The sequence below is a fragment of the Streptomyces griseorubiginosus genome, assembly GCF_036345115.1.
GTDB classification, from domain to species: Bacteria; Actinomycetota; Actinomycetes; order Streptomycetales; family Streptomycetaceae; genus Streptomyces; species Streptomyces griseorubiginosus_C.
In genome coordinates, this window is sequence record NZ_CP107766.1 from 5,794,641 (window position 1) to 5,811,451 (window position 16,811).

The 16,811-nt window shown below is 70.1% G+C and carries 12 protein-coding genes; 3 read left to right on the plus strand and 9 right to left on the minus strand.

The window, feature by feature from the left end; genetic code table 11:
- The first annotated feature begins 438 nt into the window (after positions 1–438).
- Positions 439–5,412 (plus strand): NAD-glutamate dehydrogenase, encoded by a 4,974-nt coding sequence (locus tag OHN19_RS26250; protein WP_330266548.1) that lies wholly within the window; start codon positions 439–441, stop codon positions 5,410–5,412.
- 118 nt (positions 5,413–5,530) lie between these two features.
- Here the strand turns inward: OHN19_RS26250 and OHN19_RS26255 are convergent, their stop codons facing one another.
- A complete protein-coding gene (locus OHN19_RS26255) occupies positions 5,531–6,352 on the minus strand; it encodes an ABC transporter ATP-binding protein (RefSeq protein WP_330266549.1) in 822 nt (273 codons plus the stop codon).
- Complete coding sequence (locus tag OHN19_RS26260) at positions 6,345–7,262, minus strand: ABC transporter permease (protein WP_123761123.1); 918 nt, start codon at positions 7,260–7,262, stop codon at positions 6,345–6,347. Before OHN19_RS26260 ends, OHN19_RS26255 begins: the two co-directional genes overlap by 8 nt.
- A gap of 316 nt (positions 7,263–7,578) precedes the next feature.
- Here OHN19_RS26260 and OHN19_RS26265 point away from each other — a divergent pair, with 316 nt between their 5' ends.
- The gene (locus tag OHN19_RS26265; protein WP_330266550.1) at positions 7,579–8,217 is read left to right on the plus strand and encodes a TetR/AcrR family transcriptional regulator; all 639 of its coding nucleotides are present in this window, start codon (positions 7,579–7,581) and stop codon (positions 8,215–8,217) included.
- 83 nt (positions 8,218–8,300) lie between these two features.
- On the opposite strand, the gene vanX is transcribed toward OHN19_RS26265, so the two are convergent.
- From vanX to OHN19_RS26280, 3 genes are read right to left on the minus strand one after another with little or no spacing between them, the layout of a single operon-like run.
- Entirely contained in the window at positions 8,301–8,918 is a 618-nt protein-coding gene (gene vanX / locus OHN19_RS26270; protein ID WP_330269714.1) for a D-Ala-D-Ala dipeptidase VanX, read from the minus strand.
- A gap of 23 nt (positions 8,919–8,941) precedes the next feature.
- Positions 8,942–9,982 (minus strand): D-alanine--(R)-lactate ligase VanA-Sc, encoded by a 1,041-nt coding sequence (gene vanA-Sc, locus OHN19_RS26275; RefSeq protein ID WP_330266551.1) that lies wholly within the window; start codon positions 9,980–9,982, stop codon positions 8,942–8,944.
- Positions 9,975–10,964: a D-isomer specific 2-hydroxyacid dehydrogenase family protein gene (locus OHN19_RS26280; RefSeq protein ID WP_330266552.1), complete on the minus strand. Its 990-nt coding sequence runs from the start codon at positions 10,962–10,964 to the stop codon at positions 9,975–9,977. The genes vanA-Sc and OHN19_RS26280 overlap by 8 nt, the downstream gene beginning before the upstream one ends.
- 127 nt (positions 10,965–11,091) lie before the next feature.
- Here OHN19_RS26280 and OHN19_RS26285 point away from each other — a divergent pair, with 127 nt between their 5' ends.
- Complete coding sequence (locus OHN19_RS26285) at positions 11,092–12,435, plus strand: UDP-N-acetylmuramoyl-tripeptide--D-alanyl-D-alanine ligase (protein WP_330266553.1); 1,344 nt, start codon at positions 11,092–11,094, stop codon at positions 12,433–12,435.
- A 182-nt stretch (positions 12,436–12,617) separates the two neighbouring features.
- Here the strand turns inward: OHN19_RS26285 and OHN19_RS26290 are convergent, their stop codons facing one another.
- From OHN19_RS26290 to OHN19_RS26305, 4 genes are all read right to left on the minus strand, one after another.
- Complete coding sequence (locus OHN19_RS26290) at positions 12,618–13,772, minus strand: lipid II:glycine glycyltransferase FemX (protein WP_330266554.1); 1,155 nt, start codon at positions 13,770–13,772, stop codon at positions 12,618–12,620.
- A gap of 200 nt (positions 13,773–13,972) precedes the next feature.
- A complete protein-coding gene (galE, locus tag OHN19_RS26295) occupies positions 13,973–14,953 on the minus strand; it encodes a UDP-glucose 4-epimerase GalE (RefSeq protein ID WP_330266555.1) in 981 nt (326 codons plus the stop codon).
- Positions 14,954–14,991: 38 nt separating this feature from the next.
- Positions 14,992–16,227 carry a glycosyltransferase 87 family protein gene (locus OHN19_RS26300; RefSeq protein WP_330266556.1) on the minus strand — a complete coding sequence of 412 codons (1,236 nt, stop codon included), beginning with the start codon at positions 16,225–16,227 and terminating at the stop codon, positions 14,992–14,994.
- Positions 16,228–16,292: 65 nt separating this feature from the next.
- Entirely contained in the window at positions 16,293–16,769 is a 477-nt protein-coding gene (locus tag OHN19_RS26305; RefSeq protein WP_330266557.1) for a MarR family transcriptional regulator, read from the minus strand.
- Positions 16,770–16,811 lie beyond the last annotated feature (42 nt).

Here is a 16,811-nt window from a genome sequence, read left to right on the forward strand (position 1 = left end):
CGCTTGCGCCCCTGTGCAGACTGTCAAACTTCCACCCCCGGTTTTGTACACATACGGCTCATGACGACCCCCCTGTAAGGAGCGATAGCCTTGGTGGCGTGATCAGCGCGATAGTTCGCGGGGGCGCTGTGGCCTCCGCCCTGCGCCCGGTTCGCACGGAACACCTCCGTGGCCGGGCGGCGGCCGCTGGTCCTCGCGGGCGGGACGGGGTCGTAAGGGCCCTCATGACGCCGCGTACACCCTCGTCAGCGACGCGGCAGAGAGCAGCGTCACACCTGTCGGGCGTGTCGAGAATGGCTGATATCCCCCCGCTCATCTCACCCTGCGGCATAGCGTCGAAGCAGACCGGAGACCCCGGGCCGTGGCGGCGAGCCGCAGGAGAAGAGACCGTACTTCCTTCTACGTCACGCAACGGCGCGCGACAGGAGTCAGAGGACAATGCAGACCAAGCTGGACGAAGCAAAGGCCGAGCTGCTCGAGAGGGCCGCCCGGGTAGCTGAGAACAGCCCGGTCGGGGGGCACCTACCGACTGGGACGACCGACGAGGACACTCCCCGCACCCCGGACACCCCGGACAGCGAGACCGTGCTCGCGTTCCTCCAGCGCTACTACCTGCACACCGCTCCGGAAGACCTCACGGACCGCGACCCGATCGACGTCTACGGCGCCGCCCTCTCCCACTTCCGGCTGGGCGAGACCCGCCCGCAGGGCACGGCCAACGTGCGGGTCCACACGCCGACCGTGGAGGAGAACGGGTGGACGTGCACCCACTCGGTCGTCGAGGTGGTCACCGACGACATGCCCTTCCTCGTCGACTCCGTCACCAATGAACTGACCCGGCAGGGACGCGGCATCCATGTCGTGATCCACCCCCAGGTCGTCGTCCGCCGCGACCTCACCGGCAGGCTGATCGAGATCCTCACCGTGCCGCCGGCCGGTGACCTCCCGCACGACGCGCACACCGAGTCCTGGATCCACGTCGAGATCGACCGCGAGACCGACCGCGGGGACCTGAAGCAGATCACCGCCGATCTGCTGCGCGTCCTGTCCGATGTCCGCGAGGCCGTCGAGGACTGGGAGAAGATGCGGGACGCGGCCCTGCGGATGGCCGACGAACTGCCCGCCGAGCCCGTGGCCAGCGATCTGCGCGACATGGAGATCGACGAGGCCCGCGAGCTGCTGCGCTGGCTGGCCGACGACCACTTCACCTTCCTCGGCTACCGGGAGTACCAGCTCCGCGAGGACGACTCCCTCGCGGCCGTCCCCGGCACCGGCCTCGGCATCCTGCGCTCCGACCCGCACCACGCCGGGGAGGAGGGCCACCCGGTCAGCCCGTCCTTCGAGCGGCTGCCCGCCGACGCGCGCGCCAAGGCCCGTGAGCACAACCTCCTCGTGCTGACCAAGGCCAACAGCCGGGCGACCGTGCACCGGCCGTCGTACCTCGACTACATCGGTGTCAAGAAGTTCGACGCGGCCGGCAATGTCGTCGGCGAGCGGCGTTTCCTCGGTCTGTTCTCCTCCGCCGCCTACACCGAATCGGTGCGCCGGGTTCCGGTCATCCGGCGCAAGGTCGACGAGGTGCTGGAGCGGGCGGGCTTCTCGCCCAACAGCCACGACGGCCGCGACCTGCTCCAGATCCTGGAGACCTACCCGCGCGACGAGCTCTTCCAGACCCCCGCCGACGAGCTGGAGTCGATCGCCACCTCCGTCCTGTACCTCCAGGAGCGGCGGCGGCTGCGTCTGTACCTGCGCCAGGACGAGTACGGCCGCTACTACTCGGCCCTCGTCTACCTGCCCCGCGACCGCTACACCACCGGCGTGCGCCTGAGGATCATCGACATCCTCAAGGAGGAACTCGACGGCATCAGCGTCGACTTCACCGCCTGGAACACCGAGTCGATCCTGTCCCGGCTGCACTTCGTGGTCCGGGTCCCGCAGGGCACCGAGCTGCCGCAGCTCAGTGACAGCGACAAGGAGCGCATCGAGACCCGGCTGGTCGAGGCCGCCCGTTCCTGGGCCGACGGTTTCGCCGAGGCGCTCAACGCCGAGCTCGGCGAGGAGCGCGCCGCGGAGCTGTCGCGCCGCTACGGCAACGCCTTCCCCGAGGGCTACAAGGCCGACCACACCCCGCGCTCCGCGGTCGCCGACCTCGTCCACATCGAGAAGCTCACCGAGGCCGGGGCCGAGGGCGGGGCCGACGGCCACGACTTCGCCCTGAGCCTGTACGAGCCGGTCGGTTCCGCCCCCGAGGAGCGCCGCTTCAAGATCTACCGCAAGGGTGACGCCATCTCCCTGTCCGCGGTGCTGCCGGTCCTCACCCGGCTCGGCGTCGAGGTCACGGACGAGCGGCCGTACGAACTGCGCTGCTCGGACCGCAGCGTGGCCTGGATCTACGACTTCGGCCTGCGCATGCCCAAGTCGCAGAACGGCGGCGGCGACTACCTCGGCGACGACGGCCGTGAGCGCTTCCAGGAGGCCTTCGCCGCCACCTGGACCGGCAAGGCGGAGAACGACGGCTTCAACGCCCTGGTGCTGAGCGCCGGGCTCAGCTGGCGTCAGGCGATGGTGCTGCGGGCGTACGCCAAGTACCTGCGCCAGGCCGGTTCGACGTTCTCGCAGGACTACATGGAGGACACCCTCCGCCACAACGTCCACACCACCCGGCTGCTCGTCTCCCTGTTCGAGGCGCGGATGTCGCCGGACCGCCAGCGCGCCGGCCACGAACTCGTCGACGCCCTCCTGGAGGAGCTCGACGCGGCGCTCGACCAGGTCGCGAGCCTGGACGAGGACCGGATCCTCAGGTCCTTCCTGACCGTCATCAAGGCGACCCTGCGCACCAACTTCTTCCAGGAGGCCGCGGGCGGCAAGCCGCACGACTACGTCTCCATGAAGTTCGACCCGCAGGCCATCCCGGACCTGCCGGCCCCGCGCCCCGCGTTCGAGATCTGGGTGTACTCGCCGCGCGTCGAGGGCGTGCACCTGCGCTTCGGCAAGGTCGCGCGCGGCGGCCTGCGCTGGTCCGACCGGCGGGAGGACTTCCGCACCGAGATCCTCGGCCTGGTCAAGGCGCAGATGGTGAAGAACACCGTCATCGTGCCGGTCGGCGCCAAGGGCGGCTTCGTCGCCAAGCAGCTCCCGGACCCGAGCGTGGACCGGGACGCGTGGCTGGCCGAGGGCATCGGCAGCTACAAGACGTTCATCTCGGCGCTCCTCGACATCACCGACAACATGGTCGCCGGTGAGGTCGTCCCGCCCGCCGACGTCGTACGGCACGACGAGGACGACACCTACCTGGTCGTCGCCGCCGACAAGGGCACCGCCACCTTCTCCGACATCGCCAACGGGGTCGCGGAGTCGTACAACTTCTGGCTCGGTGACGCCTTCGCCTCCGGCGGCTCGGCCGGCTACGACCACAAGGGCATGGGCATCACCGCCCGCGGCGCCTGGGAGTCCGTCAAGCGGCACTTCCGCGAACTGGACGTCGACACCCAGTCCGAGGACTTCACCGTCGTCGGCATCGGCGACATGTCCGGTGACGTGTTCGGCAACGGCATGCTGCTCTCCGAGCACATCCGGCTGGTCGCCGCCTTCGACCACCGGCACATCTTCCTCGACCCGAAGCCCGACGCGGCCACCTCCTACGCCGAGCGCCGCCGCATCTTCGAGCTGCCGAGGTCCAGCTGGGCCGACTACAACACGGAGCTGATCTCGACCGGCGGCGGCATCTTCCCCCGTACCGCCAAGTCCATCCCCGTCAACGCCCACGTCCGCGAAGCCCTCGGCATCGAGGACAAGGTCACCAAGATGACCCCGGCCGACCTGATGAAGGCCATCCTCAAGGCGCCGGTGGACCTGCTGTGGAACGGCGGCATCGGCACCTATGTGAAGGCCTCCACCGAGACCCACACGGACGTCGGCGACAAGGCCAACGACCCGATCCGCGTCGACGGCGCCGACCTGCGCGTCAAGGTCGTCGGCGAGGGCGGCAACCTGGGCCTGACCCAGCTCGGCCGGATCGAGTTCGCGCTGCACGGCGGCAAGATCAACACCGACGCCATCGACAACAGCGCCGGCGTGGACACCTCCGACCACGAGGTGAACATCAAGATCCTGCTCAACGGCCTGGTCACCGAAGGCGACATGACGGTCAAGCAGCGCAACAAGCTGCTCGCCGAGATGACCGACGAGGTCGGCCGCCTGGTCCTGCGCAACAACTACGCGCAGAACACCGCCATCGCCAACGCGCTCGCCCAGTCCAAGGACATGCTCCACGCCCAGCAGCGCTTCATGAAGCACCTGGTGCGCGAGGGCCACCTCGACCGGGCCCTGGAGTTCCTGCCCACCGACCGCCAGATCCGCGAACGCCTCGCCCAGGGCCAGGGCCTGACCAGCCCGGAGACCGCGGTCCTGCTGGCGTACACGAAGATCACGGTCGCCGACGAACTCCTGCACACCGGCCTGCCGGACGACCCGTACCTGCGCACCCTGCTGCACGCGTACTTCCCGACCGCGCTGCGCGAGCAGTTCCCCGAGCACATCGACAGCCACCCGCTGCACCGCGAGATCACCACCACCGTCCTGGTCAACGACACGGTCAACACCGGCGGTACGACCTATCTGCACCGCCTGCGCGAGGAGACCGGAGCGTCCCTGGAGGAGATCGTCCGGGCGCAGACCGTGGCCCGCGCGATCTTCCGCTCCGGCGTGGTCTGGGACGGCGTCGAGTCCCTCGACAACCGCGTCGAGGCCGCCGTGCAGACCCGGATCCGGCTGCACTCGCGGCGCCTGGTCGAGCGCGGCACGCGCTGGCTGCTCAACAACCGGCCGCAGCCGCTCCAGCTCGCCGAGACCGTCGAGTTCTTCGGCGACCGCGTCGAACTGGTGTGGTCGCAGCTGCCGAAGCTGCTGCGGGGCGCGGACCTGGAGTGGTACCAGAAGATCTACGACGAGCTGAGCGGCGCCGGTGTGCCGGACGAACTCGCCACCCGCGTGGCCGGGTTCTCCTCCGCCTTCCCGACGCTGGACATCGTCTCGGTGGCCGACCGCATGGGCCGCGACCCGATGGACGTCGCCGAGGTCTACTACGACCTCGCCGACCGGCTCCACATCACCCAGCTCATGGACCGCATCATCGAGCTGCCCCGCGCCGACCGCTGGCAGTCCATGGCCCGCGCGTCGATCCGCGAGGACCTCTACGCGGCCCACTCGGCCCTGACGGCCGACGTCCTCGCGGTCGGCAACGGCACCTCGACGCCCGAACAGCGCTTCAAGGCATGGGAGGAGAAGAACGCCGCCATCCTCGGCCGGGCGCGCGTCACCCTGGAGGAGATCCAGGGCTCGGACGCCTTCGACCTCGCCAACCTCTCGGTGGCGATGCGCACCATGAGGACGCTGCTGCGACAGCACTCGTAAGGCCTACGGCCCCTTCTTCGGGCCTACGACCATGAGGGCGCCCGGGACGGTGAAGTCCCGGGCGCCCTCGTCGTCGTAGCTCAGTCGTGGTTCGGTCGTGAGTTCAAGTGCCGTGGCGTCAGGCGGCGACCCTCGGCTGCGGCTTGGCCTTGTCGGGGCCGCCCGTGAAGTCCTCGTAGGCCGCCAGGACCTCGTCGGTCGGGCCGTCCATGCGCAGTTCGCCGCGCTCCAGCCACAGCACCCGGTCGCAGGTGTCGCGGATGGACTTGTTGCTGTGGCTGACCAGGAACACCGTGCCCGCGTGCTTGCGCAGCTCGCGGATGCGGTCCTCGGAACGCTTCTGGAAGGAGCGGTCACCGGTCGCGAGCGCCTCGTCGATGAGCAGCACGTCGTGGTCCTTGGCGGCCGCGATGGAGAAGCGCAGGCGGGCCGCCATGCCGGAGGAGTAGGTGCGCATCGGGAGGGTGATGAAGTCGCCCTTCTCGTTGATGCCGGAGAAGTCGACGATCTCCTGGTAGCGGTCCCTGACCTGCTCGCGGGACATGCCCATCGCAAGGCCGCCGAGGTAGACGTTGCGCTCGCCGGTGAGGTCGTTCATCAGGGCCGCGTTCACGCCGAGCAGGGAGGGCTGGCCGTCGGTGTAGATACGGCCGTTCTCGACCGGGAGCAGGCCCGCGACCGCCTTCAGCAGCGTCGACTTGCCGGAGCCGTTGGTGCCGATCAGGCCGATGGCCTCGCCCTTGTAGGCGACGAAGGAGACGTTCTTGACCGCGTGCACCTTGCGTACGCCCGCCGCCTTCTCGGCCTGCCCCCGGCGCAGCATGCGGTTGAGGGCGGCGGTGGCGGATCCCTTGCCGGCGCCGGTGCCGTTGACGCGGTAGACGATGTCGACGCCGTCGACGACGACGGTGGGGATCTGGTCGTTCTCGATGTCAGCCACGGCCGTACGTCTCCTCAGCCTTCCAGAAGTAGATGAACCCGCCGACGCCGGCGATCAGCGCCCAGCCCGCGGCGATCGGCCACACGTGGTGCGGCAGCTGGCTGGAGTGGAAGCTGTCGATCAGGGCGTAGCGCATCAGGTCGATGTAGACGGCGGCCGGGTTGGACTGGAGGACCGGGACCACCCAGTGCGGCCAGTCGTGGTGGCCCTTGGCCAGCTTGTCGATGCTCCACATCACGCCGGAGACGTACATCCACGTGCGCAGGATGAACGGCATCAGCTGAGCGATGTCCGGCGTCTTGGCGCCCATCCGGGCCATGATCATCGAGACGCCGGCGTTGAAGGTGAACTGGAGCACCAGCGCCGGGATCGCCAGCAGCCAGGACGCGGAGACCGGCACGCCGAAGCAGAGCAGGATCACGACCAGCGCGGCCATCGAGAACAGCAGCTGCTGGAGCTGCTGGAGGCAGAACGAGAGCGGCAGCGCGGCCCGCGGGAAGTGCAGCGCCCGTACCAGGCCCAGGTTGCCGGAGATCGCGCGGGTGCCCGCCAGGATCGAGCTCTGCGTGAACGTCCAGATGAACACGCCCGTCACCAGGAACGGGATGTAGTCCGGCACGCCCTTCTTGGTGCCCAGGAGCACACCGAAGATGAAGAAGTACACCGCCGCGTTCAGGAGCGGGTTCATCACCTGCCAGACCTGGCCCAGCTTCGCCTGGCTGTACTGCGCGGTGAGCTTGGCGGTCGCGAACGCGGTGATGAAGTGCCGCCGCGCCCACAACTGGCTGACGTACACGGGCAGGGAGGGACGGGCACCGCTGACCGCGAGGCCGTGACGGGCGGCAAGGGCCGCGAGGTCGTCGTCGGCCGGGGCCGCTGTGGGGGGCGGTGTGTCGAGGACCTGGCTCACATCCGCTGCTTTCGTTCGGGGGGTGGGGTGGCGCGTGATGCGTGGTGGTGCGTGGTGCGGGTGCGGCGGGTGGGTCCGTCACCCGATGTTTCCTTACGTGTCTCTTCACGTTTTCTTACGTCGGGACGGGACCGTATCGTCGCAACGTGAGCGTAGGACGAGAGAGCGTCGGAACGCAACCGTTTCGTCGTCACGAGTGACGTCGGGACGTAACCGTATCGTCGTGACGTGGCGCGTCGGGACGCTGCCGTATCGTCGCAACGCCCCTGGCCGCGCCGAATCGCGTCGGAACGGGACCGTTTCGTCGCTACGCCCTATGCTGGTCCGCATGACGACCAACGCCGACGCGCCGCAGACCCGTCCGCGCCGCCGTGCCCCGGCCGGAGCCGCCGTACTGCGCGAGGACGTGACGGAAGCCATTCGGGCAGCCGTCTTCGAGGAGCTCGCGGCCGTCGGGTACGCGCGGATGTCGATAGAGGGCATCGCGCGCCGCGCGGGCGTCGGCAAGACCGCGGTGTACCGCCGCTGGCGGTCCAAGCTGCACCTGGTCCTCGACGTCGTCTCGGAGATCGCGGTGCTGGGCCTGCCGGTGCCGGACACGGGCTCGCTCCAGGACGACCTGCGGATGCTGTACGAGGTGACGTCCCGGGCGCTGCGGCACCCCGTGGCCTCGCAGATCCTCCCGGACCTCCAGGCCGAGGCCGCCCGTAACCCCGAGATCGCCGAGGCTCTCCAGAACGCTCTGCAGAAGGGCCAGGAGGGCGTCGCCAGCAAGATCATCGTGGCGGCGGAGCAGCGCGGTGAGATCCGGCCCGGCCTCAACGACGAACTGGCCCTCGACCTGATCTCGGGCCCCCTGTACTGGCGTTCCGTCGTGATCCGCAGCCCGAAGCTGCCGAAGGGGTACATCGCGGCGCTGGCGCACGCGACGACGGAGGCGCTGAAGGCGCTCTGAGCCGCCGTGGACGTGGGCCGAGCGGCGGAAAGCCGCCGGGACCGGCATCACGGTCCCGGCGGCTGTGGTGGTGGCCCGTGGGCCTACGCGATGGGGAAGTCGAAGTAGGTGTCCGGATACGGTTCGTCGTCGAGCGTGTAGTGCCACCACTCGCGCTCGTACGCGCTGAATCCGCAGGCCTCCATGATGGACCGCAGGTGCCGGCGGTTCCGCGTCTCGGCAGGTGTGATGCCTGGGGCGCCGTGGTGGGAGACGGGGTCCATCAGGTCGTGGTCGCCGCCCATGGGGACGAGCTCGTTCGTGGCCAGGTCGTAGAGCGTGAGGTCGACGGTGCCGCCCCGGCTGTGCCCCGACCTGGCGGCCACATATCCCCGCTCGAACATCTCGGCCCTGCCGATACGGGGATAGTGACGCGCCTTCGTGCGGCCGTCCTCCGGCTGCCGCGACCAGCGCAGAAAGCAGTCGACGGCGTGCTGCGGGCGATAGCCGTCCCAGAGCAGCAGGCCGAACCCCGCTGACGCGGCTTTCCGTTGCGCCCGTTCAAGGGCCGCGCACAGGGCTCTCGTACCGACGACTCGATTGGCCAGGTATCCGTCCACCGGTTTGCCGGTGAAGTTGTCCCAGGTGGCGTACTTGGCGTCCCAGCGTATTCCGGATGCCAGGTCGTCCACGAAGAAGAAGTCGTCCGTCGTCGACTCCATCGGCCTCGTCATTTCCATCGGCTTCATCGGGTCTTGCCTGTCAGAGCGAGGGAGACCGTCCGGTCGATCACCTCGGAGAGCGGCAGACCCGCTGCCGCCATCATTCGCGGATAACGGCTGTACGAGGTCATGCCGGGAAAGGTGTTGACCTCGTTGAGGACCACTTCTCCGTCCTCCTTGAGGAACATGTCCACCCGCGAGAGGCCCCTGCATCCCAGGGCGCGGTACACGGCCTTGGCCGTCTCCTGGACGAGGAGCCGTGACTCCTCCGGTATGTCGGCGGGAACGATCGCCGTGGAGTTGTCGGAACCGGTCTCGGGGGCGTCTTCCTGATGGATCCTGAAGAAACCGTGGGAGAGGGCGATCCGGTCCACCTCGCCCACGACGAGATCGGACTCGTTCCCGAGAACGGCGCAGCCGATCTCGCTGCCGACGACGGCCTCCTCGATCAGCACTTTCGCGTCGTACCGCCGTGCCGTCTCCACCGCACTGCGAAGTTCCTCCCGTCGGGACACTTTCGTGACGCCGAAGGACGATCCCGACCGGGCCGGCTTCACGAAGACCGGATAGGTGAGCCGGGTGGGGTCGACGGTCTCGTCCGCCGTGACGGTCCAGAAATTCGGTGTGGAGATTCCCGCGCTTCTGGCGACGACATAGGCGAGGGATTTGTCCATGCACAGCGCGGAACTCTGGATGTCGCAGCCTATGTAGGGGATGCCGGAGAGTTCCAGCAGACCCTGCATCGCACCGTCCTCGCCGAATGGGCCGTGCAGGACGGGCAGCACCACGTCCAGGCGGATCGTGCTGTAGCGGCCCTCCTCCAGCACGAGCAGCCCGTGTGTGTCGCTGTCCGGCGACAGCGCGACGGGACGACAGTCGCCGTTCTCCCATCCCGGGTCGGGCCCGTCGCAGAGCCTCCAGGAACCGCTCTTGGTGATCCCGATGTAGAGGGGCTCGTATTTCTCGGGATCGAGGTTTTGGGCCACCTCGCGCGCGGACTTGAGGGAGACGGGGTGTTCCTCGGAACGGCCTCCGAATACGACGCCGACCTTGAGCCTAGGCATGCCGATTCCCGCTTTCGAAAGTCAGGCAGTTGGTGAGGGAGTTCCGCACGGTGTCGCGCAGGGCGTGATCCGTGTAGTAGGCGGTGTGCGGGGTGATGAGCGCGTTCGGCAGCTCCTGGAGCCGCAACAGCGCTTTGCTTTCCACGGGTTTGTCCCGGCAGTCGGCGTAGAAGACGCCTTCCTCGCCCTCCACGACGTCCAGCGCCGCGCCGCCCAGCCTGCCGCTCTCCAGCTCCTGGACCAGCGCCTCGGTGTCGATGAGCCCGCCCCGTGCGGTGTTGACGATCAGCGCGCCGTCCTTCAGCCGCGCCAGGCGCTGCCGGTTCAGCAGGTGGTGCGTGGCCGCGTTGAGCGGCGTGTGCAGCGTGACCAGGTCGCTCCGGTGCAGGAGTTCGTCGAGCGGAACGTGCTCGACACGGGGGCCGGGACGGTCCACGGGGCGCTTGTCATAAGCCAGGACGCGGCAGCCGAACCCCCGGAGCCGGTCCATGACCGCCGCGCCTATACGTCCCGTCCCGATCACGCCGACCGTCAGATCGCGCAGTTCCCTCCCGCGCACCTCACTCAGCCGGTAATCATGCAGGTCGGTGCGGCGGACGGTGGCTTTCGCGTCCCGTAGCGCCATCAGCATGAGCATCAGCGTGTAGTCGGCGACGCTGTCCGGCGAATACGAGACGTTTTCCACGAAGACGCCGATGCTGTCCGCGTATTCCACGTCGATGTGGTTGCAGCCGATGCTCCGTGTGGAGATGTACGTGACGCCGGCTCGACCGAGTGCGCGCAGTGCGGCACGGGTGATGACGGTCTTGTGGCCTACGCTGACGCAGCGGCCGCCGGCGGCCAGTTCCGCATTGTCCTCGGACAACGGTGCGTCGGTGACGACCGGCCGTACGCCGAGACCGGGCGCCAACTCGCGGAACAATACGGCTTCGTCCGGGCCGCACCCGTACACGGTGATGCGGGTCGTTTCGCTGTGGGTCATTCCTCAAGGCAACGCCGTGTGCCGTTGCCGGAACGTATGGCGTTTTCGATATGCCCGCGATACGTCCCGCTCCTTTGACTGGAGGAATGACTCGCACAACATCAGGCATGACGTCCGGGGAATTGCCGTGATCCCGCTCGGGCTCGGCGAGATCGCCGAAATCGTCGATGGAAAGCTCGCGGGTGACAACTCCGTGACCGTGACCGCGCCGGCCGTGCTCGACAGCCGGCGGGCTGAGCCGGGCGGCCTCTTCGTCGCTTTCGCCGGTGCGCGCGCCGACGGCCACGATTACGCGGAACAGGCGGGGCGGGCCGGTGCGGTGGCCGTGCTCGGCTCCCGGCCCACGCCACTGCCCACCGTCGTCGTGGAGGACGTACGGGGCGCGTTGCAGAGACTCGCCACCCACGTGGTGGCCCGGTTGCGTGACGGGCTGACCGTCGTCGGGGTGACCGGGTCGCAGGGCAAGACTGGCACCAAGGACCTGCTGGCGGCCGTGCTGTCGGCCGCAGGGCCGACGGTCGCCACGGCCGGCTCGCTCAACAACGAGCTCGGTGTGCCGCTCACCATGCTGCGGGCCCGGGCAGCCACCCGGTTCCTCGTCCTGGAGATGGGAGCCCGCCATGTCGGCGACATCGCCGAACTCACCGGCCTGGTCGCGCCGGACATCGGTGTCGTCTTGAACGTCGGCATGGCTCACCTCGGCGAGTTCGGGTCGCGCGCCGCCATCGCCAGGACCAAGGGCGAACTGGTGCGGGGGCTCACGCCCGGTGGCACCGCCGTCCTCAACGCCGACGATCCCCGGGTGGCCGCGATGCGCGCGCTCACCTGTGGTCCGGTGTCGACCTTCGGCCGGGCCGCCCACGCCGACGTACGGGCACTCGACCTGACCCTCGACCGGCACGGCCGGCCGTCCTGCACCCTGCGGGCCGGCGCCGCCTCCGCCCACCTCACGCTGCCCCTCGTCGGCGCCCACCAGGTGCTCAACGCGTCGGCGGCCGCGGCGGCGGCCCTCGCGGCCGGGGTGCCCCTCGGCCGGGCCACGGCTGCGCTGGCCACGGCCTCGCTGTCGCCGTGGCGGATGGAGCGGCGGGGCCTTGCTTGCGGGGCAACGCTGCTCAACGACTCCTACAACGCCAACCCCGACTCGACCCGGGCCGCGCTGGACGCGTTGGCAGCCGTCGAGGGCGGGCGCCGTATCGCCGTACTCGGCGAGATGCTCGAACTCGGCGACGACAGCGAGGCCGAGCACCGCGCGGTCGGGGCGTACGCCGCCGCCCGGGCCGACGTGGTGGTTGTCGTCGGCGAGGCGGCCCGGCCGGTCGCCGACGGTGCGGGAGGGCGGGCGGTGGTCCTCGCCGGCAACGACGCGGCCGTCGACTGGCTGCGCGGGTCCCTCAGGACCGGTGATGTGGTCCTGGTCAAGGCTTCCCGCGGGGCACACCTCGACGAAGTCGCCAGCGCGCTCGCGTAGTCGGCGGGGTGGGGCATTGCCGACGCCGCCGGGCGCGCCAGTACCCGGGCCGGTGCCCGTGGTTCAGCATCCACGCGGCCACGTAATGCAGCGTCCGCGCCCCACACCACGCAGCGCCCGCGCCGGCACGTGAGGCAGCGCCCGCGCCCCCACGCCACGCAGCGCCCGCGCCACCCCGTCCTTCAACGTCCACGCCGCCGCATATAAAGCTCGAACCCCCGGTACACCATCGGCCGCAGCGGCAGGTCCCACTCGCCGACGTACCGCACTGCCCGGCCGCCCAGGCCGGATTTGAAGCGGACAAGGCCGACGTGTGGGTCGTCGGCGGTGAGGGTGGGGGTGATGCCGCGCAGGTCGTAGATGTCGCAGCCGGCGGTGCGGGCGTCGCGGATCATCGCCCACTGGCAGGCGTTGGAGCCGCGCACCTCGCGTTTGTCGGTGGCGGAGGCGCCGTAGGCGTACACCGCGCGGCCGCCGACACGGACGAGGACCGTGGCGGCGACCAAGTCGCCCTGGTGGTGGGCCAGGTAGAGCGTGATCCGCTCGGGGGCCTCGGCACTGAGCGCCGCGAACATGGTCTCGAAGTAGCGCAGCGGCCGGGGTGTGAAGCGGTCGCGCTGGGCGGTGTGGACGTAGAGGTCGTGAAACGCCTTGAGATCCTTGCCGCCGGCGCCGACCGAGACCTCTACGCCCTCCTTGGCGGCTTTCCTGATGTTGCGGCGCCACTGCTGGTTCATACCCCTGAGCAGCTCGTCCTCGGTCCTTCCGGCCAGCGGGACCTCGTACTTGAACTGGGGATGCCCGACCCCGAACCCGTCCCGCGGACTCTGCGGCAGCCAGCCCGCGTCCTTCAGCCCGCTGCTCACCCGGGCGCCGACCGGGTCGGCCCACTGGCCAGGCAGGTCGGTCAGCCGCCTTACGCCCGGATCGGCGAGGCCCTCCTTGACCTGGGCGGCGCTCCAGGAGCCCGTGACCACCGGCGGGCCGAGCCGGATCGCGAACGCCCCGCGGGTCCTGAGATGGGCCGCCAGCGGATCGAGCCACCTGCCGATGTCGCCGCTCCAGTCGATGACCGGGCCCTCGGGCAGATACGCCAGGGTGAAACGGTCCAGCCGCGGCACCGGCCGGTACAGCACGAGCCCCGCGCCGACCAGGCGCCGACCGTCGAACCAGCCCAGGGACTCGCTGCGCCACTCGGTCTTGACGCGGCCCCACGCCGGCGTCTGCAGAAAGCTGACCGACCGCTGCGCCCGCACGAACGCCAGATGGTCGGCCGCGCTGACCGGCCTGACGACCGGGTTCCCGACTGCTGCTCGTACTGGTTCGCTGGAGGACATACGGCCAGTCAAGGCGACCGGGTGTTGCCCGGGCGTATGCGATTTTCGATACGCGGACGACACGCGCCCCGGCTCGCAGCGCCGGGGCCGAGCCGCCCACTCACCCCCGCCCACTCACCCCCGCGCGCCCACCCCCGCCCACTCACCGCCGGCCCCGGCCCCCCCGTCCCTCTCACCCCCGGCCCGGCACCGCCGACCCCTCACCCCCTCCCCGCCCCCGGATGCAACCGCACCCACCCCTCCCAAGCCGACGAGATCATGTCCTGAACGTCATGCTTCGCCTTCCAGCCGAGTTCGGTCGCCGCCAGGTCCGACGAGGCGACGACCCGGGCCGGGTCCCCGGGTCGGCGCGGGGCGACCGTCGGGGGGCGGTCGTGGCCGGTGAGGGCGTTGATGTGGTCGATCATCTCGCGGACGGAGACGCCCTCGCCGCGGCCGATGTTGACGGTGAGGTCACGGCCGGGCGAGGACTGGAGGGCACGGGCGGCGGCCACATGGGCCTCGGCCAGGTCCGAGACGTGGATGTAGTCGCGGACGCAGGTGCCGTCGGGGGTGTCGTAGTCGTCGCCGAAGATGCGCGGGGCGGCGTTCTCGGTGAGCCTCTCGAAGACCATCGGGATCAGGTTGAAGACGCCGGTGTCGGCCAGCTCGGGGGCCGCCGCGCCCGCCACGTTGAAGTAGCGCAGGGACGCCGTGGACAGGCCGGTCGCGCGGCCCGTGGCGCGGACCAGCCACTCGCCGGCCAGCTTGGTCTCGCCGTACGGGGACATCGGCGCGCACGGGGTCCGCTCGGTCACCAGCGGGACGTCCGGCGTGCCGTAGACCGCCGCCGAGGACGAGAAGACGAAGGAGGGGACCCGGGCCGTCGTCACCGCCTCCAGCAGGACGCGCAGGCCCTCGACGTTCTCCCGGTAGTAGTGCAGGGGACGGTCCACCGACTCGCCCACCTGCTTCTTCGCCGCCAGGTGGACCACTCCCGTGACCTCGTGGTCCGCGAGGGTGTGCGCGATGCGCTCGGCGTCCAGCGTGGAGCCCACCACCAGCGGCACCTCGGCCGGCACCCGCTCGGCGATGCCGGTGGACAGGTCGTCGTACACGACCACCTGCTCGCCCGCCTCGGTCATCGCCCTCACGACGTGCGCCCCGATGTAGCCGGCGCCGCCGGTGATCAGCCAGGTCATGTACGGCCGTCCCCTCGTCGGTTGACCCGTTCCGCGTATCAGTGAACCAGGCGGCCGGACCCGGAGGGGACCACCGGAGTCACGGCTCGTGAACCGGCTGACACGCGTGGTGGCGGAACCCCGGCCGAAGAGCGCCACACGCGTGTGAAGGACAGCACCGCCGCCGCGCCCAGCAGTCCGTTGCGTACGACCATCAGCGCGCAGCCCGTCCAGGTGGCAGCCGCGACCTGGTCGTACAGCACCGGGTACACCACGGCGCTGACCGCTGTCGCAGCCAGGACCAGCGCGGCGACCGGGCGTTGGGTGGTGTGCCGGGAGGTCAGGCACACGGCGGCCAGGCCCAGCAGCCAGATCAGGTACTGCGGGCTGATCACCCGGCTCGTGACGGTGATCAGCAGCACGGCGGACAGGGCGGCGTCGTACGGCGTCGCCTCGCCCCAGTGCCGGGCACGGGCCCGCCACAGCAGCACCAGAGCCAGGGCTACGACCGTGAGGGCAAGGGAGACGTGCGCGACCGTCGAGACGTACGGCCCCGTGTACTCCAGTGCCCCGTACCGGTACCGCACCTTCCCCGGCCAGCCGGCGTGCCGGGCCAGGGCGAGGAGCGTGCCGCCGAGGGACTCGATCTGCACGCCCCGGCCGCCCTGTCGGCGCAGGAACGCGAAGGGGTGGTCGAAGAGGGTCACGAGGAGCGCGAGCACGGTCGTGCCGGTCACCAAGGCCGCGGTCCGGGCCGACCGTGTCGCCCGCCCCTTCGGAAGGCCCATGAGGAGCAGGACCGGCCACACCTTGACGAGGGCGGCGAGCGCCGCGAGGGCTCCGCACACGCGTGTGGAGCGCGTCGACGCCAGCAAGGCGAGGACCGCGAGGGCGGTGACCTGGACGTCGTAGCGGGCGAGCGGGAGGTGCAGGAGGAGCGGGAGGCCGCCGATCCAGACGCCGGCGCCGAGCAGGGTGCGGCCGGGGCGGGTGCCCGCGCGGGCGAGCGCCAGGGCGGTCAGCGCGTCGGCGGCGAGGGTGAGGGCGACGAAGGCCTGGAAGTATGTCAGGCCCGGCAGCAGCCCGGGGGAGAGCAGGAGCGGTCCCGCGCCCGGCGGGTACTGCCACAGCGTGTCGCGCACCGGGTGGGCGCCGTGCGCGAGGACGCCGTACCAGTGGTGGTAGAGCCGCACCTCGCGTCCCATGGCGTCCCACCCTCGCAGGGTGAGCAGCCACACCATCAGGGCGCGGGTGGCGAGCCAGGCGGCGGCCAGGGCGGCACGGGGATGTCTCATCAGGGCGGATCGTAGGCGGGCATATGCCGCGCAAGCCCTAAAGCGCCGCTAGTTTTCGGTAAGGGTCAGCCCTCGTCGGGCAACTCCGCGTGCACGGCGGCGTCCAGTGCGGAGGTGAGTTCGTCGAGGCGGGTCCGCAGGGCCCGGATCTCGTCCACGTCGAAGCTGGTCGCCGAGACGATCCGGCGCGGTACCTGCGCGGCGCGCTCGCGCAGTGCGAGGCCCTCGTCGGTGAGCCGCACCTCCACGGAGCGCTCGTCGCGGGCGCTGCGCTCGCGCCGGACCAGGCCCGCCGTCTCCAGTCGCTTGAGGAGCGGGGAGAGGGTGCCCGAATCGAGGCGCAGGTGCTCACCGAGTTTCTTGACGGGCAGCTCGCCGTGCTCCCAGAGCACGAGCATCACGAGGTACTGCGGGTAGGTGATCCCGAGATCCTTGAGGATCACGCGGTAGACGCCGCCGAAGGCGCGGGAGGCGGCGTTCAGGGAGAAACAGATCTGCTGGTCGAGGCGGAGCCAGTCGGCGGTGGTCGGGGACGTGTCCATGGCTCCAGGATAGCTCTTGCGAGCCATTTAGTTGTGCACAAC

Coding starts and splice junctions, on each gene's coding strand:
- OHN19_RS26250 (WP_330266548.1), top strand. CDS start 439: ATGCAGACCAAGCTGGACGAAGCAAAGGCCGAGCTGCTCGAGAGGGCC.
- OHN19_RS26265 (WP_330266550.1), top strand. CDS start 7,579: ATGCTGGTCCGCATGACGACCAACGCCGACGCGCCGCAGACCCGTCCG.
- vanX (WP_330269714.1), bottom strand. CDS start 8,918: ATGGAGTCGACGACGGACGACTTCTTCTTCGTGGACGACCTGGCATCC.
- vanA-Sc (WP_330266551.1), bottom strand. CDS start 9,982: ATGCCTAGGCTCAAGGTCGGCGTCGTATTCGGAGGCCGTTCCGAGGAA.
- OHN19_RS26280 (WP_330266552.1), bottom strand. CDS start 10,964: ATGACCCACAGCGAAACGACCCGCATCACCGTGTACGGGTGCGGCCCG.
- OHN19_RS26290 (WP_330266554.1), bottom strand. CDS start 13,772: ATGTCCTCCAGCGAACCAGTACGAGCAGCAGTCGGGAACCCGGTCGTC.
- galE (WP_330266555.1), bottom strand. CDS start 14,953: ATGACCTGGCTGATCACCGGCGGCGCCGGCTACATCGGGGCGCACGTC.
- OHN19_RS26300 (WP_330266556.1), bottom strand. CDS start 16,227: ATGAGACATCCCCGTGCCGCCCTGGCCGCCGCCTGGCTCGCCACCCGC.
- OHN19_RS26305 (WP_330266557.1), bottom strand. CDS start 16,769: ATGGACACGTCCCCGACCACCGCCGACTGGCTCCGCCTCGACCAGCAG.